Genomic DNA, 25409 nt, shown 5'->3' with positions numbered 1-25409 from the left:
GATGATAACCAATGAAACTCCGTGGAGACGTATTAAAACAAATTCGCCGTAAGAGGGGCTTATCGCAGACGGCGCTCGCCGAAGGAATCTGTACTCAAGCGACGATTAGTTTAATGGAAAAGCAAAACCGTTTGCCAAAGATGGATATCTTGACCGCAATTTGTGAACGGTTAAATATTTCAACTGATCGAATTGTAGAAAATGAGGTCAGTGGCGTCAACGATACTTTTAATCAGGTGGTTGACTTATTAACGGCTCATGAATATACGAAGGCCGAAGAGTTACTTAACAAGATTAAAATTAAACGACTGGAAAGTGATTTTGATAAGCAACGTTATTATTACTTGTTGGGAATGGTCCAGGTTGAAAACAATCAGATTGATGACGCAATCTTTAACTTTGAGTTGGTATTAACCCAATTTGCCACCACGAGTGCGAACATTTACATGGCTATGACAACAGCAGGAATGGCATTAGCATGCCTGAAGCGCCATGATCGTGAACGGGCTATTCGGTTGACTAATCGCTCGGTTAAGTTGATTGATAACAAAAAGTTAATTGGTAGTCTTCATCAGTGGGCTTCTATTAATGAACAAATTGCTAACCTTTATTTAGATTTAGATGATCCTGACAGTGCGATAGAAATGGCTAAGCGGGGAATCGAGCTTTGCCGGAAGCATGATTCATTGTTCCTTTTGGATGAGCTCTACCTTTGCCTTGGCCGGGCTTACATTGCTAAGGATGATACCAAACAAGCCAAACAGGCGTTAGAGATTGCTAAAAGCCTCAGCATCGCTCGTCGTGGTACCTTGATGGAAGAAGATATTCAAGCCGAATTGGATAAGCTAAACTAATAATCATTTAGATAAAAACTCTCACTTATTTAGTGAGGGTTTTTGCTTAATTAAAAAAAGAGTCGTGCTAAAACACGACTCTTTTTTTAATTAAGGGATGTTTAAATAATTATTGTTTAGCAGGTTGCTTAACTTCACCAGCTTGAACAGGGTCTTCTTTGGTGAGACCAAACATGCAGATAACAGTGACTACGGCAACAATGATTCCTAAGATTAGGTAAGTGTGTTGGAAGCCAAAAGCATCATACCAGTGTCCAGCCAGTGATGAAAAGATAAAGACGGAGATTTGCTTGGCAAAATTACAAGTAATGGCATAAACCGTTGCGAATAGGCCTAAGTCAAAGCTGCCTGAAATATACTTCATGATGGAAGTCAAGATTAGTGGCATTTCAAACCCAGCCAATAGTCGTAGCACAATAACTACATACACGTTTGGTGAAAGTGCTGAACCGATAATTCGGATTGCTAAGATCGTTCCATAGGCAATTAAACCGTTTCGGGCCCCGATCTTGTTGATGATGTAAGGCATTGGGAACATCAATAGAAATTCAAGGGCAATCTGGGCAGTTGTCATGTACGAGTAAGCAGTGGTACCAACAGCAGCACTGTGGTAGAACGACTTAAAGAAGATGATGAACTGCTGGTCAAAGACATCGTACAAAGCAGAGGTACCGATGTAGAAGATGCACAGGAACCAGAAATTACGAAGTTTGAAAATCGATCCTAGTAATGACATATCAAGTTTGTCATCACTGCTGGTAGCAGCACTAGCGTTTTCCATATGAATTTTATCGCTGAATAAAAAGGTACAGGTTAAGATAATAGCTGAAACAGTGATCCCCCAGAAAATAGCATCTGGATGCCACAGGAAAAGCTTACCACCAAGGAATGAAGCAATGGCGCCACCAAGTGAACCACCCATTCTGGCATGGGCATATTCAAATTTGTTAGCTAAGCTGGCTCGTTGCATATATTGTTCGATGGTACTGACACCACCACTAAGGACGAAACTAAGGTAGAGCCCAGTGATGATTGAAGTCACTAATCGGCCGGTTGAATGCATTAGTGGCATGAACACGAAGGTGAAGTAAGGGCCAACAAGAATTAATCCACAAGAAATGGTTAATACAAGATTCTTCTTGAAAAGCAACTTATCAGAAATCACACCGAAAACAGGTTGGAACAGTAGTGACATTCCGGACATCATTGAGAAAATAACCCCTGCTTCAACCCCATTGAGGTGGGCAACTTGTTTAAGCCACAATGTGAGGTAGCCAAAGATAATTTGCCAACAGAAGAAGTAGGTTAACGCGGTGAGGGGAAAGCCCCAAAAGTCTTTGCTTCGGTGCTGTTGTGAAACATTATTTTGTGCGTGATCCAATCTTAACATTCCTTTCTTTTATTGATAGTTATATGGAACTGGTTTACCAAAATCAGGGGTACCATCTTGGCGATAACTAAATGGTTTAACAATCGTATGACGGTTTGGATCATAAAGTGGGTCTCCCTTGATATCGGTGTAATTTCGACAGTGGTAAACCATTAAGTCGGTCTTGCCATCTTCAGAGATCGTAAAGGAATTGTGGCCAGGGCCGTATTGGTGATGGGCAACGTCGCTCTGAAAGACCGGTGTTGGCGACTTAGACCAGTTGGCAGCGTTGAGCACGTCAGCGCCATCATCACAGGTCAACATTCCCATGGCATAGTTTTCATCGGTCGCACTTGCAGAGTAGGTGAGGAAGAGTTTGCCATTGCGGTGGAGAACGGCTGGACCTTCGTTAACCCAAAAGCCACGGATTTCCCAATCGTATTCCGGCTTACTGAGCATGACGGGCTTAGTTTTTAATGTCCACGGATTTTCCATTTCAGCAATGTAAAGGTTGGAATTGCCCTTAATTTGGGGATCCTTTTGAGCCCAAACATAGTAGAGCTTGCCATTTAATTCAAAGCAGGTGGCATCTAATGAGAAGGAATCCATGGAAGTTTTGACTTGGCCATGTTCGATCCAATCTTCTTCACTAGCCATCGGATTATCCTGGTCACACTCGATACAGAACATCCGGTGTTGGAACATACCATTTTTATCCAATGCGGTTGTTTCGGCAGCTGCAAAGTAAATAAACCACTTGCCATCGATGTAGTGTAATTCGGGAGCCCAGATGAGTTGACTCATTGGCCCGTGATCATGTTTGCGCCAAATGGTTCGTGGGGCGGCATGTGCTAGTCCTTCAATGGTTCGCGCACGACGAATTTCAATGCGGTTATATGACGGAACAGAAGCGGTGAAATAATAATAGCCGTCAGTGTGTTTATAAATGTATGGATCAGCCCGCTGAATGATCAGTGGGGCTGTGTATTCAGGTACAGTCATAAATAAACCTCCTTGGTTTGTTTTGATAACTTTTACAGTGTTCAAGGTAACCGTTTACGAAAGGGTTTTCAATACAAATTTAGAAATTTATTTGACAAATTTAGCGACAATCAACTAGAATATTGATTGTTAGCCGTGATTTATAACCAAATTATCCGAACAAATAACAAATAAGTTGATTGTTTAACGAATTATTGTTGGCTAAGGGTATTTAAGATGCTTAAAGTGTTGATTTTAAATACGACGGTGATGGTTTCTCGTAAGATAAATTTTTTCGTAGGATTGATCTTATGCTGATAAACAACAAACAACTTTTAGATTTAGATGGGAAGCAAAAAAGTGGAAACAACGATTTCAAATGATTATTTAAATGTCTATAAAGCCTTGGCTAGTCCGGTACGATTGACCCTGATTCGTCTATTGTCTAAACGACGGTTAAGCGTTACTGAATTGGCTCAGGCAACGGGTTTAAGTTCAACCATCATTGCCCGTCATTTACACCAGTTAGCTAATGCCAACATCATTAAGCTAGAACCAGTAGGTCATAAAAAGATTGCCCGACTCCGGGTTGACCAGATAAATATTCATTTTCCTGAAACCATTTATGAACGGTTTAATGTCTATAAAACAGAGGTACCGGTTGGTCAGTTCACTAACTATTCGGTTCGGCCATCGTGTGGAATGGCCGGACAAAATGGCTATATTGGCAAGGTAGATAATCCGTCTTATTTCATGGATCCGCGACGAATGGATGCCGGAATGATCTGGTGGAATGATGGTTATGTTGAATATCAATTGCCTAATCGGTTAAGAAAGCAGGATCATTTAGAGATGATTGATATTGTAGCCGAGCTTGGCAGTGAATTTCCGTTTTCTAATAACAATTGGCCATCTGATATCACGGTGACGGTTAACGGAACAGAACTAGGTTTCTGGACCAGTCCGGGAGATTTTTCTGATGTGCGGGGGAAGTACACCCCGGCTTGGGTGCCTAACAATGTTAATCAATATGGATTACAGAAAACTTTTCGCATTACTAATCACGGGACGTATTTAGACGGACAACCTTGGTCAAAAGTTTGCTTATCCGATTTGAAGCCTGAGCCAGACCGCTTTATTTTGCGTTTTGAGGTAAAAAAGACCGCGACGCATAAGGGTGGTTGTACCATCTATGGCAATGGCTTTGGTAATTATCGGACGGGCCTTCAAATGAAATTATTTTATAGTTAACTGATAAATCTTAATAAATTCGTTGATTTGTACGGATGAATATTTTACAATAAGGATGTTAACTGAATTTGTAAGGGGGAGGCTAATCCCGTGAATAAAGAAGAAATTAAAGGAAAAATTGTAAGCGCCAACACTGCTCTTGGCATTGAATTAGGTTCGACCAGGATTAAGGCGGTTTTAGTAACTGACGATTTCCAAACCGTAGCTTCTGGCGATTTTGTTTGGGAAAACGAATTAGACCATAATATTTGGACCTACCCGCTTGAAAAAGTCTGGAAGGGTATCCAAACCAGTTATGCCAAATTAGCGGCTAGTGTTAGTGAAGAGTATGGTGTGCCGTTGACTAAAATTGGTTCAATTGGCATCAGTGCCATGATGCATGGTTACATGCCATTTAATGATGAGGGCCAACTTTTAGTACCGTTTAGGACTTGGCGGAACAACATTACCGGTGAAGCGGCTGAAAAACTGACCAAGCTCTTTGGCTTTAACATTCCTGAGCGTTGGAGTGTGGCCCACCTTTACCAAGCAATTCTTAATCACGAAAAACACGTTAAGGATATTGCCTTCATCACAACGTTGGATGGTTATGTTTCCTGGAAACTTTCTGGAAATAAGAATACTGGAATTGGTGATGCCTCTGGAATGTTCCCAATTGATGAATCCACTAAGAACTACGATGAGGGAATGCTGAAGAAGTTTGCCCAGTTACCAGAAGTGGCTCAATTTGATTGGGATATCAAGGAAATCTTACCAAAGGCATTGATGGCTGGTGAAACGGCCGGTCATTTAACCGATGATGGTGCTAAGCTTCTGGACCCGAGTGGTCAGCTTCAGGCTGGTTCTTTAATTGCCCCTTCTGAAGGGGATGCTGGTACTGGAATGGTTGCTACCAATGCCGTACGGAAGCGGACTGGTAACATCTCCGTTGGAACGTCAGCCTTCTCAATGGTGGTCTTGGATCAGAAATTAAATAAGGTTCACCGTGATATTGATATGGTAACGACGCCAGATGGTGCTCCGGTTGCCATGGTTCATATTAATAACTGTTCTTCAGATATTAATGCCTGGGCAAACGTCTTTGGTCAGTTTGCTCGCGCCCTTGGTGTTAAGCTCTCACCAAACCAACTTTATGAAAAGCTTTTTGATGCCTCTCTGCGGGGTGATCAAGATGCCGGTGGACTGGTCAACTTTAGCTACCTTTCTGGTGAAAACATCACCAAGGTGACTAATGGTCGACCAATGATGGTTCGTAAGCCAGACAGTCACTTTAGTCTTGCTAACATTTTTAAGGTTCAACTTTATGCTGCTTTCGCTCCTTTAAAGATTGGAATGGATATTTTATTGCGTGAGGAACATATTCGGACCGATGCCCTGATTGCCCAGGGAGGACTCTTTAAGACGCCGGTGGTTGCCCAACAGGCTCTGGCAGATGCACTGAATACCCCAATTACGGTTATGAGTAATGCGGGTGAAGGTGGCCCATGGGGGATGGCCGTTTTGGCCCTTTACGCTCATGATTCGCAAAACCTATCCCTAGCCGATTATCTGGATCAGAAGGTCTTTGTAGATAATGAAAGTTCTACTCTCTATCCAGAACCAGAAAGTGTTCAGGGTTATGAGAAGTTTATTGATAACTATAAAGCGGCCCTGCCTGCTGAATTGGCAGCTGGTAAGTCAATGAAATTAAAGAATTAAGTGGAAAGGAAAAAAGCAATGCTTGAAGATTTAAAACAAGAAGTATACGAAGCTAATATGCAGTTACCTAAGCTTGGCCTGGTTACCTTTACCTGGGGAAATGTTTCCGGGATTGACCGTGACAAGGGACTCTTTGTTATTAAGCCATCCGGGGTACCTTATGATCAGATGAAGCCCTCTGATATGGTAGTTGTTAATTTGAAGGGTGAAGTAGTGGAAGGGGACTTGAACCCATCTAGTGATACGCCAACCCATACTTACTTATACAACCACTTCCCAAAGATTGGCGGGATTGTCCACACGCACTCACCGTGGGCCGTTTCCTTTGCTGCCGCTCACATGGATATTCCGGCTTTGAACACGACACACGCTGATACGTTCTATACGGATGTTCCAGCTGCTGATGCCTTAACCAAGGAGGAAATCGAAGAAGATTACGAAGGTAATACGGGTAAGGTAATTGTCCGGACCTTCAAAGAGCGGGGTCTCGATTATGAAGCTACCCCAGCTGCCTTAGTAATGCAGCACGGCCCATTTGCTTGGGGACCAACTCCAGACAAGGCGGTCTACAATGCTAAGGTTCTGGAAGTAGTTGCCGAAGAGGATTATCATTCCCTGCAATTGACGCGTAAGGATATTCACCTGCCACAATATCTGCTAGATAAGCACTACTACCGGAAGCATGGTAAAAATGCCTACTATGGTCAGAATAATGCTCATAGCAAGGATCACGCTAAACGCGAGAACTAAATAATATTAATCGGTATTAAAGTAACCTCGCAGTATTACTTGCGGGGTTGCTTTATTTTTTATACAATAAAATGATAGTTTTATTTTTAATAAAGAAAATAATAATGAAAAACTAGTGAGGGATAGACGTTATGACAAAATACGAAAACGTCAAGAAAAAGATTGTTAATTCAATCACCTCAGGCCATTATCAATCAGGTGATAAGTTACCAACCGAATCAGTATTGATGAAACAATATGGGGTAAGTCGCTATACCATTCGGCGAGCCATGGGTGAACTGGAAAATGAACATTATATTTACAAAATTCAGGGCGGCGGAATGTATGTCGATGATTGGCAGGCTAATCGTCAGAAGACAGTTAATAATAAAATGATTGGAATTGTCACTACTCACTTAGCCGATTACATTTTCCCGAGCATTATTAACGGGATTGACCGGGCCATCTCAAACAAGGGTTATTCAGTACTCCTAAGCAATACCCATAATGACCATGCTCAAGAACGGCAGAGTCTGCAACGAATGCTGGAGAGCAATATTGCTGGCTTGATTTTAGAGCCGACCCAAAGTGCTCTTCCTAATCCTAATGTGGACCTTTATCGGCAAATCGAACAATCTAAGGTTCCAGCTTTGTTTATTAATGCCCACTACGATGATCTTCAGATACCTTATATTCAGTTAAATGACCGGCATATCGAATATCAACTGGTTAAGCGGCTCTTTGAACGGGGCCATAAGAGTATTTTAGGAGTCTTTCAGGTAGATGATTTACAGGGAGTCGAACGGATGCGGGGATTCATGGATGCCTATGCCCAACATCCCGAATTCTCTTATTTGAGTGATGTGATCATGTATCAATCGGTGGACGATATGGCTAAAATCTTTAAGAAAACTGCTCATCGCTTAAAGGATGATAGCCACCCGACGGCAATTGTATGCTACAATGATCAGCTTGCTATTCAAATTATGGATGTGGTACGTTCGGTTGGACTAAAAATCCCGGAGGACGTTAGCATTGTTGGCTTTGATGATTACCTGCTGAGCAAGTACGTAACACCGAGCCTGACAACGGCCGTTCACCCTAAGAATCGAATGGGAATGGATGCCGGACGGATGATTTTGTCGATGATTGATGGTCAAAAAGCTGCACCAATCGTTTATGATGCGGAAATTATTGAACGAGACTCCGTTGCTACTATTAAGAAAAATAAATAAATTATTTTAAATTAAGGGTCACTACCATAAAATTTGTTATGGTAGTGACCCTTAATTTGCATGTTAATAGAACGGCTATTTCTAATATTTATGCTGATAAGTCAACCGCTATAAAGCAAAGAAGTTAAATAAATTGTAAACGTTTTATTGATTTATACGGATGAATAGTATATAGTAATACTTGTAAGCGCTTAAGAGAATATGTCACATGTGCACGAATGCTTTCTAAGTATAAGTTAGAGGTGTAAAACGTGAAAAAGATTTCAAACGGATTTATTTACACTTTTGGTGCCCTTGGTGGTTTGCTTTTCGGTTATGATATTGCGTCAGTTTCCGGGGCCATCTTGTTTATCCAAAAGCAGTTGCATCTGAACTCCTGGGAACAAGGAATGGTTGTTTCCTCTGTTCTGATTGGTGCGATTATTGGTGCCTTAGGAACCAGTAAGTTCCTTGATAAATATGGTCGTCGTAAGCTTTTGATTTGGGCTGCTATTATCTTTACGATTGGTGCTTTAGGTTCTGGCTTTGCTCCTGAATATTGGACCCTGCTGATTACCCGGGTGATCCTAGGAATTGGTGTTGGTATTACTTCTGCCTTGATTCCTGCTTACCTACACGAATTGGCACCAAAGAGTATGCACGGTGCCGTTGCGACGATGTTCCAGTTGATGGTTATGATTGGGATCCTGTTAGCCTATATTCTTAACTACACTTTCCAGAGCCTATATACTGGTTGGCGTTGGATGTTAGGATTTGCTGCATTACCTGCAATTATTTTATTCTTCGGTGCACTTTTACTGCCAGAAAGTCCTCGTTTCTTAGTTAAGATTGGTAAGCTTGATGACGCCCGAGCCGTTCTGATGAACACCAACAAGGGTAACAAGGCTGCCGTTGATACAGCAATGGCTGAAATCAAAGACTCTGCTGAACAGAAGCAGGGTGGTTGGAAAGAATTGTTTGGTAAAGGTGTTCGTCCAGCATTAGTAACTGGACTGGGTGCCGCTATCTTCCAACAGGTAATTGGTTCTAACTCTGTTATTTTCTATGCACCAACAATCTTCACTAAGGTTGGTTGGGGTGTTGCCGCCGCACTGCTTGCCCACATCGGTATCGGAATTGTTAACGTTATTGTTACCGTTGTTGCTATGCTGATGATGGACCACGTTGATCGGAAGAAGATGTTGACGGTTGGTTCAACCGGAATGGGCCTGTCACTGTTTGTTATGGCTGCTATTCTGAAGTTCGATAATGGTTCACAAGCTGCTGCTTACGTTAGTGCGATTGCCTTGACCGTTTACATTGCCTTCTATGCATGTACTTGGGCCCCAATTACCTGGGTTTACATCGGTGAAGTCTTCCCGCTTAACATTCGTGGTTTAGGAACTTCCTTATGTTCTGCTACCAACTGGTTAGCCGACATGGCTGTTTCCCTGACTTTCCCATCAATGTTAGCTGCCTTCAACATTGACAACACCTTCATCATTTACGGAATTATCTGTGTAATCTCTATCTTCGTTATTCACCACTTCTTCATTGAAACTCGTGGTAAGTCCCTTGAAGAGATTGAAGCAGCAATGCGTAAGATGACCGCTGCTAAGGCAAATAATTAGGATTATCTTTAGATAAGTCGTGGTAAATGGGCCGCGACTTATTTACTAAAAAAGATTCGATTAAATTTTAAAATCCTATTGATTTATCCGGACAAATTATTTATACTTACGATGTAAGCGATTTAGTAACTAGTAGTAAAGGAGATATTCAATTATGTTAAAAACTCCAGATTATGAATTTTGGTTCGCTGTTGGTAGTCAATACCTCTATGGTGAGGATGCCTTAAAGCAAGTTGAAAAGGACGCCCGTAAGTTAGTTGATGGTTTGAACGCCAGCGGCAAGCTTCCATACAAGGTTGTCTTCAAGCTCGTTGCTACGACTGCTGATGGCATTACCAAGTTCATGAAGGAAGTTAACTACAATGATAAGGTTGCTGGGGTAATTACTTGGATGCACACCTTCTCACCAGCTAAGAACTGGATTCGCGGAACAGAACTCTTGCAGAAGCCACTTCTGCACTTGGCAACCCAGATGTTAGATCATATTCCATTTGATTCTATTGACATGGACTACATGAACCTGAACCAGTCTGCCCATGGTGACCGTGAATACGAATACATTAATACTCGTCTTCACGTTCCTGACAAGATTGTTTATGGCTGGTGGAATGATCCTGAAGTTCAAGATGAAATTGCTGATTGGCAAAAGGTTGCCGTTGGTTACGACATGAGTTTCAATATTCGGATTGCCCGGTTCGGTGACACGATGCGTGACGTTGCCGTTACGGAAGGTGACAAGGTTGCTGCTCAGATCAAGCTGGGCTGGACCGTTGATTACTGGCCAGTTAATGAATTAGTTGACGTTGTCAATGGCATTAGCGAAGACGCTATCGATGCTGAATACAAGAAGTTAGCAGCTAAGTATGACTTAGTTGAAGGCGACAACGACCATGACAAGTATGTTCATTCCGTTCGTTACCAACTGCGTGAATACCTTGGAATTAAGAAGTTCTTGGATGACAAGGGTTACGATGCCTTCACCACTAACTTCCAAGACTTGAAAGGCCTTGAACAACTGCCTGGCTTAGCCGTTCAATTATTGATGATTGATGGCTATGGCTTCGGTGCTGAAGGTGACTTCAAGTCTGCTGGATTATCTCGTTTGATGAAGATCATTGCTGAGAACAAGCAAACTGCCTTCATGGAAGACTACACCCTGGATCTGCGGAAAGGTCACCAAGCTATCATGGGTTCTCACATGCTGGAAGTTGACCCAACCTTGGCATCCGATAAGCCGCGGGTTGAAGTTCACCCACTGGACATTGGTGGTAAGGCTGATCCAGCTCGTCTGGTCTTCACCGGTGCTGCTGGTAAGGGAATTGATATTACCCTCTCTTACTTTGACGACGGTTACAAGTTTGTCGCATATGATGTTAATGCAACAACTCCTGAAAAGCCAATGCCAAAGCTGCCGGTTGCAAAGCAGATGTGGACACCAGCTGCTGGCTTGAAGAAGGGTGCTAAGGAATGGATGCACGCTGGTGGTGGCCACCACACTGTTCTTTCCCTGAACCTGACGATGGATCAAATGAAGACCTTGGCTAAACTGTTTGGTATTGAATTAGTGGTTTGTGATTAATTATTGGTAATAATATCTAACACCTGTAGGGAACTCCAGTACAATAATTTATAATTGCTCTCACAGGATTACGTAAATTATAGAGGGAGGAACTTACCTTGAAACTTCATAAATTAGAGCCTGTTAAAACGGATCGATTGGACACCAATACGATTTATTATCGGCGGTGGACAAAGTTTGAAAAGGTATTTTCAATTGTGGGCCTCCTGATTCTCTTTACTGGTGTTGGTATTGTTTCTGACATTATCGTGGTTGCCATGTACCTTTACTGCATTGATAAGGTTGATGTTTCACCCGTTGGTCAGCCTAAGAAACGCCTATTGATTAAAAAGAGTGAATGGGATCAGTACCGGCGCGACCATGGCATTGACTATTGGCACCAGCACCAACCAGCAAAGGTTAAAGCAATGGTTTTGAATCACTAATAACTATTAAGTAGCTTTTAAAATGTATATTCCCTAAAATAATGGTGAGTAAAATGCGGGTGTGGAATCTATCTGTTGGTCTCATGCTTACTCCCAATCTCCAACCAATCTGTAACAACTGAGGAATAGACCTAACGTACTCCGCCTCGAGGCACGTAGGTCTATTTTTCGTTATAATTAAAGGTCTCCAACAAGCTACTAGCTTGTTGGAGACCTTTGTTGTATAAAGAGTTGTTTGAATAGTTGGTACTTATTTTGCTAAATAGTACCTTCTAAATTATAACATAATAAATTCATTTTTATAGTGGTTGTGTTGATTCCAATTATGAATAAGAAAAAGCTCAAGCATTATAATTAAACTAAAATAAATAAAATTGTGTAAACGGTTGCACAAACTTATTTAATGATCTATTATAAAAGCGCGATTACATTAACTTATTCATTTATTTTTTGGAGGCGCTATTTTTACTATGGATAAGGGAAAAGTAAAAAAGCAATTACCGACACTTGCGTTTTCGGTATTGATGCTGATGACATTTGGAAATTTAGGAACTTCCATGGCCTTTGCCTTGCAGAGTGCCAACATGGGACGGATCTTCCAGACTTTGGGAGCTGACCCGACCAAGTTAGGCTGGTTCTTTATTCTTCCGCCATTGGCTGGGATGGTTGTTCAACCCTTAGTTGGGTATTTTTCTGACCGGACTTGGATTCCAAAAATTGGCCGGCGTTTGCCTTACCTGATTCTTGGGACTATTGTAGCTGTGATTGTGATGTGCTTGTTGCCTAATTCTGGTTCCTTTGGTTTCAAGACCACCACTGCATTATGGTTTGGTGCGATTGCCATTCTATTCATGGATTTATCTTCTAATATGTCTATGCAGCCATTCAAAATGATGATTTCTGATATGGTGAATGATGAACAAAAGGACCAGGCATGGTCTTGGCAGACTATTTGGGGAAACATTGGTTCTGTTGCTGCCGATCTTTTTCCATTTTTCCTAACCTGGATTGGTGTTAAGAATATTGCTGCAAAGGGTGAACTGCCAAATTCTGTTAAGTGGTCATTCTACATTGGAGCGGCAATTCTGGTTGTTTCTACTATTTTCACTGTTTGGAAGGTCGATGAATACGATCCGGCTACTTATGCTAAGTATCACGGCTTAGACCAAAATTCTGAAATTAGTGAAAACTTCTTCACCATTATTAAACATGCTCCAAAGGTCTTCTGGACTTTAGGACTCGTTGAATTCTTCTCTTGGACTGGTTTCCAATACCTCTGGACTTATGGTACTGGAACGGTTGCGCAAAATATTTGGCATACTACTAATGCATCTAGTGGTGCTTATCAGGCGGCTGGTAACTGGTTTGGTGTCCTGTCAGCTGTTGAAGTTGGGGTAGCTATTATTTATGGTCTTGTTCTTCAAAAGCTGAATGATAAGACACGGAAACCAGCTTACGCACTTGGAATGGTACTGGGTGCTTTAGGATTCTGGGGACTTTCCGTATCTCCAACTCGTCTTTTGTCATTCATTTCCTTTATCGGCATCGGAATGTGCTGGGTAACGATTAATTCAATCCCATTCACCATTTTGACCAATGCCCTTGATGGTAAGCATGATGGTACCTACATGGGACTGTTTAACTGCTGGATTTGCTTCCCACAGATTGTGGCTTCAATCTGCTCCTTTGCACTATATCCGCTGCTTGGTAACTACATGCCACACATGTTGACTGTCGCTGCTGTATTAGCATTGATTGGTGCACTTTCTGTTCATGTTATTAAGGAAACTTCTGTTGAGAAGGGGGACATTGACTGATGAACCTGGCCGCTATTTACCACCGTCCGGAAAGTGAGATGGCCTTTCTCTACGATCCAAAGACAATGCATATTCGGTTACGAACCGCTAAGGATGATGTTAAAACCGTTCAATTGTTACACGGTGATCCTTACAGTTTACGAAGTTTAGCAGGTATTAAACCACCGTTTTATACTAAGCCAACGTCAATGAAAAAAATCTTGTCGGATGACTTATATGATTACTGGCAAATTGCGGTTACCGAACCCAAAAAACGCTTAGCATATGCCTTTGACATTACTGGTGAAGACGGTACGCGAGTAATTTACACTGATCGCGGTTACATTCAGCCGGATGATCAACATGCTTTAGATGATATGAATACTTATTTCCGGATGCCTTATTTTCATGAAATCGACATGTTTCATGCTCCGGAATGGGTAAAGAAGACGGTTTGGTATCAGATCTTCCCTGAGCGCTTTGCTAATGGTGACCAAACGAATGACCCTGCTGGGACTAAGCCTTGGAATTCTAGTGATCATCCTGGACGTCAAGACTTCTACGGCGGTGACCTTCAGGGTGTCTTAGACCACTTAGATCACCTTCAAGCACTAGGAGTAAATGGAATTTACTTCAACCCGTTGTTTAAAGCACCGTCAAACCACAAATATGATACAGAGGATTATTATCAGATTGACCCGCATTTTGGGGATGCAGCTTTGTTTAAAAAGGTTGTTCAAGAGGCCCATAAACGTGGCATCAAGGTTATGTTAGACGCGGTCTTTAATCACATTGGGGATAAGTCACCACAATGGCAAGATGTCCTTAAAAATGGTCAAAAGTCCAAGTATGCTGATTGGTTCCATGTCAATCATTTTCCAGCAACCTATACGCCAACTAAAAACTTTGAATTTACGCCGGATGCTACTTACGATACTTTTGATTACACGCCACATATGCCAAAATTAAACACTGCTAATCCAGAAGTCCAAGACTATTTATTAGGAATTGCCAAATATTGGATTAAAAAGTTTGACATTGATGCTTGGCGGCTTGACGTTGCTAACGAAATTGACCACCACTTCTGGAAGAGATTCCACCAGGAAACGACTGCCCTTAAACCAGACTTTTATATTTTGGGTGAGATTTGGCACACTTCACAGGCTTGGTTGAACGGTGACGAGTTTAGTGGAGTAATGAATTATAGCTATACTGGTGCTATCCTTGATCATTTTGTAAAGCACCGTCTTAATGCTACGCAAATGATTGAACGGCTTAGCAATCAATTAATGAAGTATCGTGACCAGACTAATCAGATGATGTTCAATGTTTTGGATTCGCATGATACCGCGCGAATTATGACCCAGGCCCATGATAATCGTGATTTAGTAAAGCAAACCTTTGCCTTTACTTTCTTGCAGCCTGGCACGCCGTCGATTTATTATGGCACCGAATACGGAATGAATGGTAAGAACGATCCTGATTGCCGGAAGCCAATGAATTGGACACCAGATGCAACGGCTCGGCAAATGTTTGCTGATTTTAAAGCTTTGGTAGCACTGCGTAAGAACCATGCGCACTTGATTGCTGAAGGTCAAATTAGCTTTAAAGTTTTGCCTGATGGCTTGCTTCAGGTTGAAAGAGAAAATGCTCAACAACGATTGGTTGGCTTATTCAATACTACGGGCAAGGCATCAGATATGATAAGTAACAATAGCAATGACGACCAATTATTACTTCAACAAAATTATCGTAATAACCGGTTGGCAAAGGATGGCTTTGTGATTACGTTGCAAAACAAATAATTGTTTAAAGAAAATAAGATAAAAGTCCCCAGTGGTTTTTTTAGCTACCGGGGGCTTTTACTATTGGGTCGGGATTATTTATCGATTGTTAATTTACTTTTAGTTTTTTCTGGCTTTGAGCCCTACCTACCATTTTTTATTGTATTCATAAACTAATGCCGGTTCCTTACCAAAACGGTGGTATTCGTTTAAGCCGTTAATCTGGTCCATTTCTTGATCGGATAGGCTAAAATCATAAATTGCTAGATTTTGTTTGATTCGGTCTCTGTGAACCGACTTGGGGATGAAAGCGACACCGCTCTGCAGGTGCCAACGAAGAATTACCTGGGCACTAGATTTATGGTGAGCCTGGCCGATCGCGGTCAGAACGGGGTTATCAAGAATTTTGCCCCGACCAAGCGGACTCCAAGCCTGGGTGATGATTTGGTGGTCGGCATCAAACTTAATCATTGGTGCTTGACTGAGCAGGGGATGGCGTTCAATTTGGTTAAGGACTGGCATTTCGTGAGCTTGGGTAGCCAAGTATTGCAGATGAATCATTTGATAGTTAGAAACTCCAATTGAACGAGTAAGGCCGGCTTGCTTAAGATCTTCTAACGCTCGCCAGGTATCGAAGAAATACTTAGCAGTCGGCCAATGGATTAGTAATAAATTTACATAGTTAAGTTGAAGCTTATGAAGCGAGTCTTTTACAGAATCGATAGTACGTTGGTAACCCTGGTTAACCTCGGCAACTTTAGTGGTAACGAAGAAGTGATCACGCGGTACCGCTAGTTGTTGAAGGGCGATTCCCACCTCTTTTTCGTTTTTGTAAAGTTGGGCTGTATCAAAAAGCCGATAACCGGCCTGGTAGGCTGTCTTAACAGCTGTGTTCATGGTTGCTTGGCCATGGACCTTATAAAGGCCGAAACCTTCCTGAGGCATTTGCTGTCCATCTGCAAGGGTCAGCATTGGGACTGAATGATTCATGATTTTAGATTCCTCCTAGTTCTTTGATAATTGACTGGTATAGTTGTTGATCATTTGGAACCGTACTTTTTTAAATATCATTTATAAGGCAAAAAAATGCTCCATAATCAGCACGGGGCAAAATCATGGGGCTTTTTGTTTGAACAATGGTATATTATTTTTGCTTTTTATTTTTAGCGTTTGTAATTGGTTGGTTGTCTAGGTCAGTCCGTACAACTAGGACATCACAGACGGCCATCCGGGTAACATATTCAGTGACGGAACCAATTAGGATTCGTTCAACGGCATTTAAACCAGTTGCCCCAATCATAATTAGGTCGGCTTTCATTTCCTTAGGAACATCCCGGGCAATGATCGTCTTTGGTGCTCCATATTCAATTGAATAGCTGACCTTTTCTACACCGTTCTTCTTAGCGTAATCGACATACTTATCAAGTGTCTTCTTGGCAGTGTCTGTAACTTGTTCAACCATTGATGTATCGAAACTCGAGATGTTCTGGAAAGCACGGGTGTCAACAACGTGCAGTAGGCGTAATTCAGCATCCTTGCCATTTCGCTTGGCAACAGCAACTGCCTTCTTGAAGGCTAATTCGGCTTCCGCGGATCCATCAACTGGGACTAAAATGTGTTTATATTCTTGTGCCATACTAGTGCCTCCTCATAATCCTTTACCTTATTATACACTTTTCACTGAAATGGCGTAAAGCACCTCAACGATTCTTTGAGCGAAATTCACTGGTGATTGAGAAGGCCATTTGGGTTTCGAGAACACAACCGAGAACTACCATAATGACAATAAAAGCAATTGAATTTAGCCAAGCGGCAACCAGGGTGATCAGACCGAAAATTGTCAGGATAATTCCCCAAATTTGTAATTGTCGGTAAACAAAAGAACTCTTGGTAGGGTCAAAAATCATGAAGGGCTTATGCAGGTGGGTAAGAAAATAACCACCCTCAAAAAGGGCAATTAAGGCAAAGAGGGTGACAAAAATTGATAGTAGCATTTTTCACGTTCCTTTTGGTATAAAAATAGCGCGGTGACAGTAAATATCACCACGCCAAATATGTACGAAAACTCCGTTGGTGCCGTTAATTGTCATTCAGTGTTGACCTGTATGTAAACAGGTGGGGCACGGCTGCCAAATCGTCAACTACCAAGTGAAAAGGCATGTTGTTGAAGAGGCAAGGCATTAGTCCCAAAGTAAAAAGACTGTAAGGCAAACCTGCGTTTAGACAACGCGTACACTACAGAATTTTCAACTCTTATGTTAGCATTTTTTTCCCAGTTAAGCAATTAATTATTTGGATGGTGGTGGCCACGCAAGGTGCGACGCTGAGCATTGCGCAATTGCCAGTATTGACGGTTGAGTGCTTGTTCAAAAGTACCATTTTGCTTAGGGTGGAAATATTGAGCATCCTTAATGCGGTCTGGTAGGTATTGCTGGGCCACCCAGTCCTGGGGATAATCGTGTGGATAAGCATAGTCAGTCCCGTGACCGAGCTTAGCCGCACCTTTATAATGGGCATCCTTGAGGTGATCAGGGACCTCACCATAACCACCCTGCTTGACTTGGGCGATTGCGGCATCAATAGCAGTAATCCCAGAATTGGACTTTGGTGAAAGGCAGAGTTCAATAACCGCATCGGCTAAAGGAATTCGTGCTTCGGGGAATCCAACTTGTTGGGCGGCTTGAACGGCGGTAACAGCTCGTTGGACAGCAGGCATATTAGCTAGGCCAATGTCCTCATAAGCAGTTACCATTAGACGACGAGCAATGCTAGGGAGGTCACCAGCTACAACTAACCGGGCCAGGTAGTGAAGAGCAGCGTCAGTGTCGGAGCCACGGATAGATTTTTGAAAGGCTGAAATAACGTCATAATGAGCATCCCCATCCTTATCAGCACCTAATGCTTTCTTCTGGATACTTTCCTCGATGATCGGTAGAGTCAGGTGAATTTTACCGTCTGTATCCGGATCGGTTGACCGAGCCGCTAATTCTAAGCCATTTAGGGCGCTGCGGAGATCACCGTTAGTAGCGGTGGCTAATTGTTCTTCCGCTGCTGGTTCTAGAATGATTGGCAGTTTGCCTAACCCCCGCTTTTTGTCTTTAAGGGCCCTTTGTAAAGCCGTTTCAATATCGGCCTTGCTAAGCGGATGAACAGGGAAAATTTGAGTTCGGCTACGAATAGCGGGATTGATACTAATGTAAGGGTTCTCGGTGGTCGCCCCAATTAGGATAATGCGGCCACTTTCCAGGTGCGGAAGAAGAAAATCCTGCTTAGCTTTGTCAAGACGGTGAATTTCATCAAGTAGTAAGATGACTGTTCCACTCATCTTGGCTTCTTCAACTACCACTTGAAGATCCTTTTTGGTGTCGGTTGCCGCGTTGAGCTTACGGAAAGCGTACTTCGTTGAACCAGCAATGGCACTGGCAATACTGGTTTTACCAGTGCCTGGTGGACCATAAAGGATCATCGATGATAACATCTTGGCCTTAACCATTCGATTAATGATCTTGCCGGGACCAACCAGGTGCTTTTGACCAACGACTTCGTCTAATGAGCGAGGACGCATTCGATAAGCGAGTGGTTGCTGCATTATTGGTCCTCCTTTCCATGGAAGAGGTGGTAGAAGAAGCCATGCTTGTCCTGTGAATTATTGGTAGTTGGTTGTTTGGCAATCATTTGGGGATAGCGTTTAGCTACGTCGACCGGTGATTGATAAACTGCCTTCTTAGCAGCAACAACAACGGCCAGTGAATCCGGCTCGGTTTTAAATTCTGGCTCAGTTTTCATGGTAAAAATACCACCATTTTGGTTGGTAGCCAGAAGATAAGGGTGAATTTCTTCGTGGGGAAGGTTACCATTTAAAAAAACCAGGTTGCCGATTCCCCGCTTTAGTTCAGCTATTAAAGCATTTTGCCAATTTTGGCTCCTTAGTTCATGGACATTAATGGTTAAGCAAACTCGTTCACGAAAAGTTCCAAGATATTTACGCTGTTCATCCGGTTTAACTTTCGGTGGACCATAAATTGCGTTGTCAATCCGTTGCTGGGTTGCCGATTTCTGGCTTTCCGTCATTCTTTGCTCTTCCTTTCTATAATTTAATACTTCGATTATAACAGTTTCTGCTAGGTGGGTGATAAGATTGGCTTTCTTCCCATAGAAAAAGCCCTCCGAGGGTCAGATGAATTTTCTATTTCATCTGGATACTCAGAGGGCATTATAGCCAACTTCGACTAATAAAATTTAATTTCCAACATCTAATGCTTGGTGTTTAAGCTTTGGGAAGACATGCTTGTCCGCCCAGCCGGTGATGGCGCCTTGGAAGGCCAGGGCGAACAGGGTGCCGAGTCCAAAATTGAAAAGGCCGCCCTGCATGATAGCAGCGATAATTGCCATGATTGTTGGTGGAATGTAAGACATCCACATCGCGATCGTCGCGTTACCGTGGCAATAGCGAAAACGAATAATTTGGAAAAGATCGTCGGCCGGATGCAGAACCAGGTTGGCCCGTTGGTAGATAGAAATAGCGATACCGATAAGTGCCACGCCAAGAAAATTAATTAAGATATAAAGGACTATCATTGGTAGGCTATAGGCATCGGGCATGATTTGGTTGAAAATGTTGGAGAACCATTGGATAAAGATTGAGAATGGTAACATGAAAATAAAGTTACCACCGATCCGTTTCCAGTCCCATTTATGCATTAAGATAGCATTAAGGACAGAGGTTAACATCCCTAGTACCATGAATGCCCAGAAGAGGGTGAGTGGTTTGTTACCGAGAATAGCGATTCCCAGGTTGTTTTCGGCCGCGGTCCAATATGCCGATCCTAAAAATTGGGGATGAATATGTGAACTAGTAACAAGCGTTAGAACGTTTCCCATTGAATTAATGACAATGGAAAAGCAAAAGAACGCCCAACTAGCTGTCAGGGAAATAGTTCGTTTATTAATGTGCTCCGTAGAGGCGTCATTTTTTGTAAGAATATTTTTGTCCATAGGAACGCTCCTTCTTAATCAATTCTTTCTCACTTAGTTAGTGAATTTATTCACTCAACTACGAATGCTAATTTACAACTCCTAGTATTAAAAGTCAACAGTGCGTGGCGCCAGTATCTTTTCAATATTAAATTATTTATGTAGCAATATGCTAACCGGTTGACATTTAAGTGATTAAATACACGAATTAAAGCTTTTAAAAAATTAAGTGAATTTGTTAACCTAGAAAAAAAGGAGTGGATTAGAAATGAAAATAATCATTGCACCGGCGCGAACGATGCGGGTTGATTCTGACGCGTTGCCTTATCAAGATTTACCACAATTCTTAAACCAAACTCGAGAAATCCTGGCCTGGTTACGGACGTTGAATTATGATGAACTTCACCGATTGTGGTGGAATTGTAGCACTCGCTTAGCTACCCAAAACTATCATTGGTTACAGGAAATGAATCTAACAAGGAATTTAACTCCGGCAATTATTGCTTTCAGTGGCCTTCAATACCAATACATGGCACCGGATGTTTTGACTGATCATGGGCTTACTTATCTCAGCCATCATTTGCGAATTCTGTCCGGCTTTTATGGCCTTTTGCGGCCTTTTGATGGGATCGTTCCTTACCGCTTAGGAATGGGTGACCGAGCACATGTTAAAGGAACCAATAATTTGTACGAATTCTGGGGAGCACAATTATACCAGGCATTGTATCAAGATAATGATTTAGTACTAAATCTAGCATCTAAGGAATATGAAAGAGCAATTCGACCTTATTTGACGATAAATGATCGTTTTGTAACTTGTCTTTTCGGCGAAGAAGTTGGTGGCCGGGTAAAGCAAAAGGCCACTTGGTTAAAAATGGCCCGAGGCGAGATGGTTCGATATTTGGCAGAAAGAGGAATTGACGATCTTGCTGGGGTTAAGACTTTTAATGTAGGTGGATATCGTTACCGAAATAAGTATTCAACGGCTAACCGATTGGTCTTTACTAAATAAAAAAAGCATTTCCAAAACGGAAATGCTTTTTTGGTAACAAATAAATCCTCTTTACTTGTTGTAGAATTCAACAATTAGTGATTCGTCGATGTCGGCATCCATGTCTTCACGGGCTGGAATTCGGGTAAGTTTACCTTCAAGCTTATCGGCATCAAAGTCAACGTAGGATGGCCGAGAAACAACGGCATCAACGGCATTCTTGATAACGTCCAGATTCTTGGACTTTTCGCGAACACCAATAACTTGGTTAACATTAACTTCGTATGAAGGGATGTCAACCCGCTTGCCATCAACAGTAATGTGACCATGGTTAACTAATTGCCGAGCTTGACGACGAGTAGTTGCTAAGCCTAACCGGTAAACCATGTTGTCTAGCCGCCGCTCCAGCAAGGCCATAAAGTTGGCACCGTGAGTACCCTTCTTAATCTTACCGGCCCGTTCGAACAGGTTAGCAAACTGCCGTTCAGTCATACCATACATGTAACGTAACTTCTGCTTTTCACGCAGTTGTGTACCATATTCAGAAAGCTTGCCATGACGATCGCGACCGTGATCACCAGGTGCGTATGGCCGACGAGCTAATTCCTTACCAGTACCAGAAAGTGAAACACCAAGACGACGAGATACACGCCAACTTGGACCAGTATAACGAGACATAAATAAATTCCTCCAATATAATTAGTTGGAGTAAAATAATCCGATTGTGAGCTTGACATTCGTGCAGGCGGATTTGAATTTTTCACCCTTGCAGCTGGGTTACTAAAAACACCATGTGGCATCAGTCTGTTGACGAGCTTGCCCCTCACTGCTGCATTATTTTACACAGCAACTAGTATACAATTTCTATGGTAAGGCGTCAATTGAATTGCTAAAGAAAAGTATTTATTTTGTCGGTGTACCACAAAATATCTCCTAAACCTATGGTATAATTTTTTTATAGTGTGGCTTTTGAGCCAATTTAATTGTAGGTGGAGATTTTTCATGTTTCAGATTTTAATTGTTATTTTAATCGTGATCCTGTTAATTCTTGGTTGGATTATCTGGTATCAGCACCGGACGCTTACCCAAATTCAGGCTCTGTTGGCTGCCCAACATAAGCTGGTTAATAAACGGCTAGATAAGCAATTGCAGCGAGTTAGTCAATTGCCGCTAACGGGAGACACGAAAAAAAGCTTTGATCAATTAAGTAAACGTTATAATAAGAAAATTGCCCCACAGTTAAAAGCAATTGCAGATCAGGGACAATTACTTTTACAGGCTGCCCGGACCACTAAGTTAATGACAATTAGGGTTCCACTTAGCAATCTTCAGACGACACTTGCAAAGGTCACGGCCGCAATGGGAGAAGTAGGGCATTCTCTCCAACAATTGCGAGCACAGACTCAAAGCCATCGTCGGGCAATTGAACAAATTAAGGAACGTTACCGAAAGTTTCACCAACAATTAAATGAAAAGAGCTTTGAGTATGGCGATAGTGGTAAAAAACTCAATGATGAATTGGCTGAACTTGAGGAAAAGTATGATCGTTTTGTTGAATTGACCAATAAGGGGGATCAGGATGCTGCAGCTGAGATCTTAACTGATTTACAAACAGGAAATACTCAATTGGCAAAGCAGCTTAAAGTAGTTCCCAAACTTTATAAGCCATTAGTGACTGAATTTCCCGACCAATTAGCAGAACTTGCCAGTGGCTATACAACCCTGTGTAAACAGCACTATCACTTTACTGAGCCGGCGTTGGATCAGAAGGTTAAACAATTACAAGCTAAACGGGAGGCAACTTTGCAGCAGTTAGTTGACCTTCATTTGGATATAGTGAAACAGTCTAACCAGGATTTGGCAGAAGAGATTGATCATCTTTATGCAGTGATGCAAAAAGAAATTGATGCGCGTCGGGAAGCCATTCATTTGGTCGGGGTAATGGCTGAATTCACTCAGCATGCCCAGCACCAAAACAATGAATTGATTGGTGAGTTGGACCGACTTAGTTTGAGTTACACTTTAAATAACAATGAATTTGAAAAAGCTCGCGAATTAAACGAACAAATCAAAACGATTGTCAAGCAATATAATGAAGACCAGCAGGCTATTAATGATCATACGGCTGTTTATAGTCAGATTCTTGATCGCCAGCAAACTAATCGACAGAGTCTAATTAATATTGAAAAAGAGCAAGAGAAGATTAATGACGAGGTTGCTAAACTTCAGACTGATGAACAACGAGCCCAGCAGATGCTGCAAAAATATTCTATTCAAATCCGAACGATTCGGCGCCAAGTAGAGCAACTTAACTTGCCGGGAATTGCTCAAGATTACATGGACTACTTCTTTGGTGTTAGTGATGAGATCAAAAAATTGGCTGATGAATTAAATGAGTATAAGGTCAATATGGATGATGTAACCAAGCAGCTTTTGATGGTTGAAACTGACTTGGAACGGTTACAGGATAAAACTAACGATCTTCGTGATAGCGCCGAGCTAACCGAACGCTTGCAGCAATATGCAAATCGTTTTGCTGATAACGAGAAGGTAGCGGCTGCTGCTAAGAAATCCCAGGAATTGTTTAACCAATACAACTATGCTGGTAGCCTTGAGGCGATTGCTACCGCCTTGGAAGAAGCGGAGCCGGGAAGTTACAAGCGAATCGAAGACAGCTATTACCAGGAAATTAATGGGCAATGAGTTTTACTTTATTGATAGTTAAGTGATTGGAAAGGGGCAATTCATTACGTTCTTTCAAGGACGTGGTGAATTGCCTTTTTCCTCGTCTTGGTGTTGTTAAAATTAATGCTGACCACTGGATTTTCTGTTATAATAGGGAGTCGTTTTAAGAAGAGTTGAACCTTTGAACTGTATAGCTCACCAATCTTTCGGCCGGCTGACAACTCATTTGTTGTGCTCGGCTAATAATTTGGAAGAAGGGATAGTTAATACATGATCTATTTTGATAATAGTGCGACGACTAAGATCGCTCCGGCGGCACTGCAGACCTACGATACCGTTAGTCAAAAGATTTGGGGGAATCCCAGCAGCCTGCACAATTTTGGTGAAAATGCCTGGAATTTACTCGAACAGGCCCGTCAACAGATTGCCCAATTAATGGGAGTTAAGCCAAACGAAATCATTTTCACTAGTGGCGGTTCCGAAGGTGATAACTGGGTAATCAAAGGGACGGCCATGGCTAAGCACCGGTTCGGTAAGCACATTATTACCACAAGTGTTGAACACGCAGCAGTGCGAAATGCAATGGAACAGTTAAAAGACCTGGGTTTTGAGATCACCTATTTGCCAGTAGATAACCAGGGACGAATCAATCCAGCTGATGTCAAGGCTGCTATTCGACCGGATACCATTTTAGTTTCCATCATGGCGGTTAATAACGAAATTGGAACTATCCAACCGATTAAGGAAGTTGGTGAAATTCTGAAGGACTATCCGAATATTCACTACATGGTTGATGCTGTTCAAGCCATTGGCAAGGGAATCGATGACCTTGTCTTTTCTGACCGGGTCGACTTTGCGACCTTCTCTGGTCACAAATTCCATGCACCACGGGGCACTGGCTTTGTCTATGTTAAGAGTGGCCGCAAACTAGCACCACTGGTTGCTGGTGGTGGCCAAGAACGGACAATGCGTAGTGGAACCGAAAATACACCTGGGGATGTCGCCATGGCACGGGCTCTTCGTTTAGTAAAGGAAAATGAAGCCAGTGCGGTTAAACGTGAACAGGCAGTTAAGGAACGGATTTATGACCATCTTCAGAAGTTTGATCATGTCAAATTAATTTCTGGCCGAGATCAAGGCTTTGCACCTCATATTCTGTGCTTTGCCATTGTGGGTGTTCGGGGTGAGACGATCGTTCATGCCTTTGAAGATCATGATATTTACATTTCAACTACCAGCGCTTGTTCATCTAAAAAGCATTCTGAAGCGGGGACCCTGGCGGCCATGAAGGTGCCAGAGGAGATTGCTACTAGTGCAGTTCGAATTAGTCTTGGCGACCAAAATACCTTGGAAGAAGCTGACCAATTTAATCGGGTCTTTGATGAATTGTATGCTGGCTTTCAAAAGATTATTGATTAAAAAGAAGTAACTAATTGAAAGGAGGGATT

At 42.2% G+C, this 25409-nt stretch carries 22 protein-coding genes; 13 read left to right on the top strand and 9 right to left on the bottom strand.

Annotated elements, in window-relative coordinates; translation table 11 throughout:
• Window positions 1-11: 11 nt before the first annotated feature.
• Window positions 12-854 (top strand): helix-turn-helix domain-containing protein, encoded by an 843-nt coding sequence (locus tag ACEYV4_RS02190; RefSeq protein ID WP_373841809.1) that lies wholly within the window; start codon window positions 12-14, stop codon window positions 852-854.
• Window positions 855-963: 109 nt separating this feature from the next.
• Here the strand turns inward: ACEYV4_RS02190 and ACEYV4_RS02185 are convergent, their stop codons facing one another.
• Together ACEYV4_RS02185 and ACEYV4_RS02180 are read right to left on the bottom strand one after the other, a co-directional pair.
• Complete coding sequence (locus ACEYV4_RS02185; RefSeq protein ID WP_373841808.1) at window positions 964-2244, bottom strand: oligosaccharide MFS transporter; 1281 nt, start codon at window positions 2242-2244, stop codon at window positions 964-966.
• 9 nt (window positions 2245-2253) lie between these two features.
• Window positions 2254-3225 carry a glycoside hydrolase family 43 protein gene (locus tag ACEYV4_RS02180; RefSeq protein WP_373841807.1) on the bottom strand — a complete coding sequence of 324 codons (972 nt, stop codon included), beginning with the start codon at window positions 3223-3225 and terminating at the stop codon, window positions 2254-2256.
• A 339-nt stretch (window positions 3226-3564) separates the two neighbouring features.
• Between ACEYV4_RS02180 and ACEYV4_RS02175 the strand changes: the two genes are divergently transcribed.
• The 9 genes from ACEYV4_RS02175 to ACEYV4_RS02135 all read left to right on the top strand — a co-directional run bounded on the left by ACEYV4_RS02175 (window position 3565) and on the right by ACEYV4_RS02135 (window position 15332).
• Window positions 3565-4455, top strand: coding sequence for an ArsR/SmtB family transcription factor (locus tag ACEYV4_RS02175; RefSeq protein ID WP_373841806.1), 891 nt, complete (start codon window positions 3565-3567; stop codon window positions 4453-4455).
• Window positions 4456-4545: 90 nt separating this feature from the next.
• Window positions 4546-6153 carry a xylulokinase gene (locus tag ACEYV4_RS02170; RefSeq protein WP_373841805.1) on the top strand — a complete coding sequence of 536 codons (1608 nt, stop codon included), beginning with the start codon at window positions 4546-4548 and terminating at the stop codon, window positions 6151-6153.
• A gap of 18 nt (window positions 6154-6171) precedes the next feature.
• The gene (locus ACEYV4_RS02165; RefSeq protein ID WP_373841804.1) at window positions 6172-6903 is read left to right on the top strand and encodes an L-ribulose-5-phosphate 4-epimerase; all 732 of its coding nucleotides are present in this window, start codon (window positions 6172-6174) and stop codon (window positions 6901-6903) included.
• A gap of 131 nt (window positions 6904-7034) precedes the next feature.
• Window positions 7035-8117, top strand: a complete 1083-nt coding sequence (locus ACEYV4_RS02160) for a GntR family transcriptional regulator (protein WP_373841803.1) — start codon at window positions 7035-7037, stop codon at window positions 8115-8117.
• A 251-nt stretch (window positions 8118-8368) separates the two neighbouring features.
• A complete protein-coding gene (locus tag ACEYV4_RS02155; protein WP_373841802.1) occupies window positions 8369-9727 on the top strand; it encodes a sugar porter family MFS transporter in 1359 nt (452 codons plus the stop codon).
• A gap of 154 nt (window positions 9728-9881) precedes the next feature.
• Window positions 9882-11306 carry an L-arabinose isomerase gene (gene araA, locus ACEYV4_RS02150; protein ID WP_373841801.1) on the top strand — a complete coding sequence of 475 codons (1425 nt, stop codon included), beginning with the start codon at window positions 9882-9884 and terminating at the stop codon, window positions 11304-11306.
• Window positions 11307-11404: 98 nt separating this feature from the next.
• Window positions 11405-11731, top strand: coding sequence for a hypothetical protein (locus ACEYV4_RS02145; protein ID WP_373841800.1), 327 nt, complete (start codon window positions 11405-11407; stop codon window positions 11729-11731).
• A 470-nt stretch (window positions 11732-12201) separates the two neighbouring features.
• On the top strand, window positions 12202-13548 hold the full coding sequence (locus ACEYV4_RS02140) for an SLC45 family MFS transporter (protein ID WP_373841799.1): 1347 nt from the start codon (window positions 12202-12204) through the stop codon (window positions 13546-13548).
• Window positions 13548-15332 (top strand): glycoside hydrolase family 13 protein, encoded by a 1785-nt coding sequence (locus tag ACEYV4_RS02135; RefSeq protein ID WP_373841798.1) that lies wholly within the window; start codon window positions 13548-13550, stop codon window positions 15330-15332. Before ACEYV4_RS02140 ends, ACEYV4_RS02135 begins: the two co-directional genes overlap by 1 nt.
• Window positions 15333-15458: 126 nt before the next feature.
• Here ACEYV4_RS02135 and ACEYV4_RS02130 read toward each other — a convergent pair whose 3' ends face one another.
• The 6 genes from ACEYV4_RS02130 to ACEYV4_RS02105 all read right to left on the bottom strand — a co-directional run bounded on the left by ACEYV4_RS02130 (window position 15459) and on the right by ACEYV4_RS02105 (window position 20306).
• Entirely contained in the window at window positions 15459-16301 is an 843-nt protein-coding gene (locus ACEYV4_RS02130) for an aldo/keto reductase (protein ID WP_373841797.1), read from the bottom strand.
• Between the two features lie 154 nt (window positions 16302-16455).
• The gene (locus ACEYV4_RS02125) at window positions 16456-16947 is read right to left on the bottom strand and encodes a universal stress protein (protein WP_373841796.1); all 492 of its coding nucleotides are present in this window, start codon (window positions 16945-16947) and stop codon (window positions 16456-16458) included.
• 64 nt (window positions 16948-17011) lie between these two features.
• Entirely contained in the window at window positions 17012-17305 is a 294-nt protein-coding gene (locus tag ACEYV4_RS02120) for a hypothetical protein (RefSeq protein ID WP_373841795.1), read from the bottom strand.
• Window positions 17306-17595: 290 nt separating this feature from the next.
• Entirely contained in the window at window positions 17596-18900 is a 1305-nt protein-coding gene (locus ACEYV4_RS02115) for a replication-associated recombination protein A (RefSeq protein ID WP_373841794.1), read from the bottom strand.
• Window positions 18900-19382, bottom strand: coding sequence for a DUF1694 domain-containing protein (locus ACEYV4_RS02110; RefSeq protein WP_373841793.1), 483 nt, complete (start codon window positions 19380-19382; stop codon window positions 18900-18902). The genes ACEYV4_RS02115 and ACEYV4_RS02110 overlap by 1 nt, the downstream gene beginning before the upstream one ends.
• 168 nt (window positions 19383-19550) lie before the next feature.
• Window positions 19551-20306 (bottom strand): fructose permease, encoded by a 756-nt coding sequence (locus ACEYV4_RS02105; RefSeq protein ID WP_373841792.1) that lies wholly within the window; start codon window positions 20304-20306, stop codon window positions 19551-19553.
• A 247-nt stretch (window positions 20307-20553) separates the two neighbouring features.
• Between ACEYV4_RS02105 and yaaA the strand changes: the two genes are divergently transcribed.
• Window positions 20554-21297: a peroxide stress protein YaaA gene (gene yaaA, locus ACEYV4_RS02100; protein ID WP_373841791.1), complete on the top strand. Its 744-nt coding sequence runs from the start codon at window positions 20554-20556 to the stop codon at window positions 21295-21297.
• A 51-nt stretch (window positions 21298-21348) separates the two neighbouring features.
• On the opposite strand, the gene rpsD is transcribed toward yaaA, so the two are convergent.
• Window positions 21349-21954, bottom strand: coding sequence for a 30S ribosomal protein S4 (gene rpsD, locus ACEYV4_RS02095; protein ID WP_373841790.1), 606 nt, complete (start codon window positions 21952-21954; stop codon window positions 21349-21351).
• Window positions 21955-22278: 324 nt separating this feature from the next.
• On the opposite strand from rpsD, the gene ezrA reads away from it, so the two are divergent.
• Both ezrA and ACEYV4_RS02085 read left to right on the top strand, forming a co-directional pair.
• Window positions 22279-23979: a septation ring formation regulator EzrA gene (gene ezrA / locus ACEYV4_RS02090; RefSeq protein ID WP_373841789.1), complete on the top strand. Its 1701-nt coding sequence runs from the start codon at window positions 22279-22281 to the stop codon at window positions 23977-23979.
• A 252-nt stretch (window positions 23980-24231) separates the two neighbouring features.
• Window positions 24232-25380, top strand: a complete 1149-nt coding sequence (locus ACEYV4_RS02085; RefSeq protein ID WP_373841788.1) for a cysteine desulfurase family protein — start codon at window positions 24232-24234, stop codon at window positions 25378-25380.
• Window positions 25381-25409: the final 29 nt, after the last annotated feature.

Source organism: Limosilactobacillus sp. (assembly GCF_041859915.1).
Taxonomy (GTDB): domain Bacteria; phylum Bacillota; class Bacilli; order Lactobacillales; family Lactobacillaceae; genus Limosilactobacillus.
The sequence above is the reverse complement of the archived record's forward strand: the minus strand, read 5'-3'. Positions and strand labels throughout refer to the sequence as shown.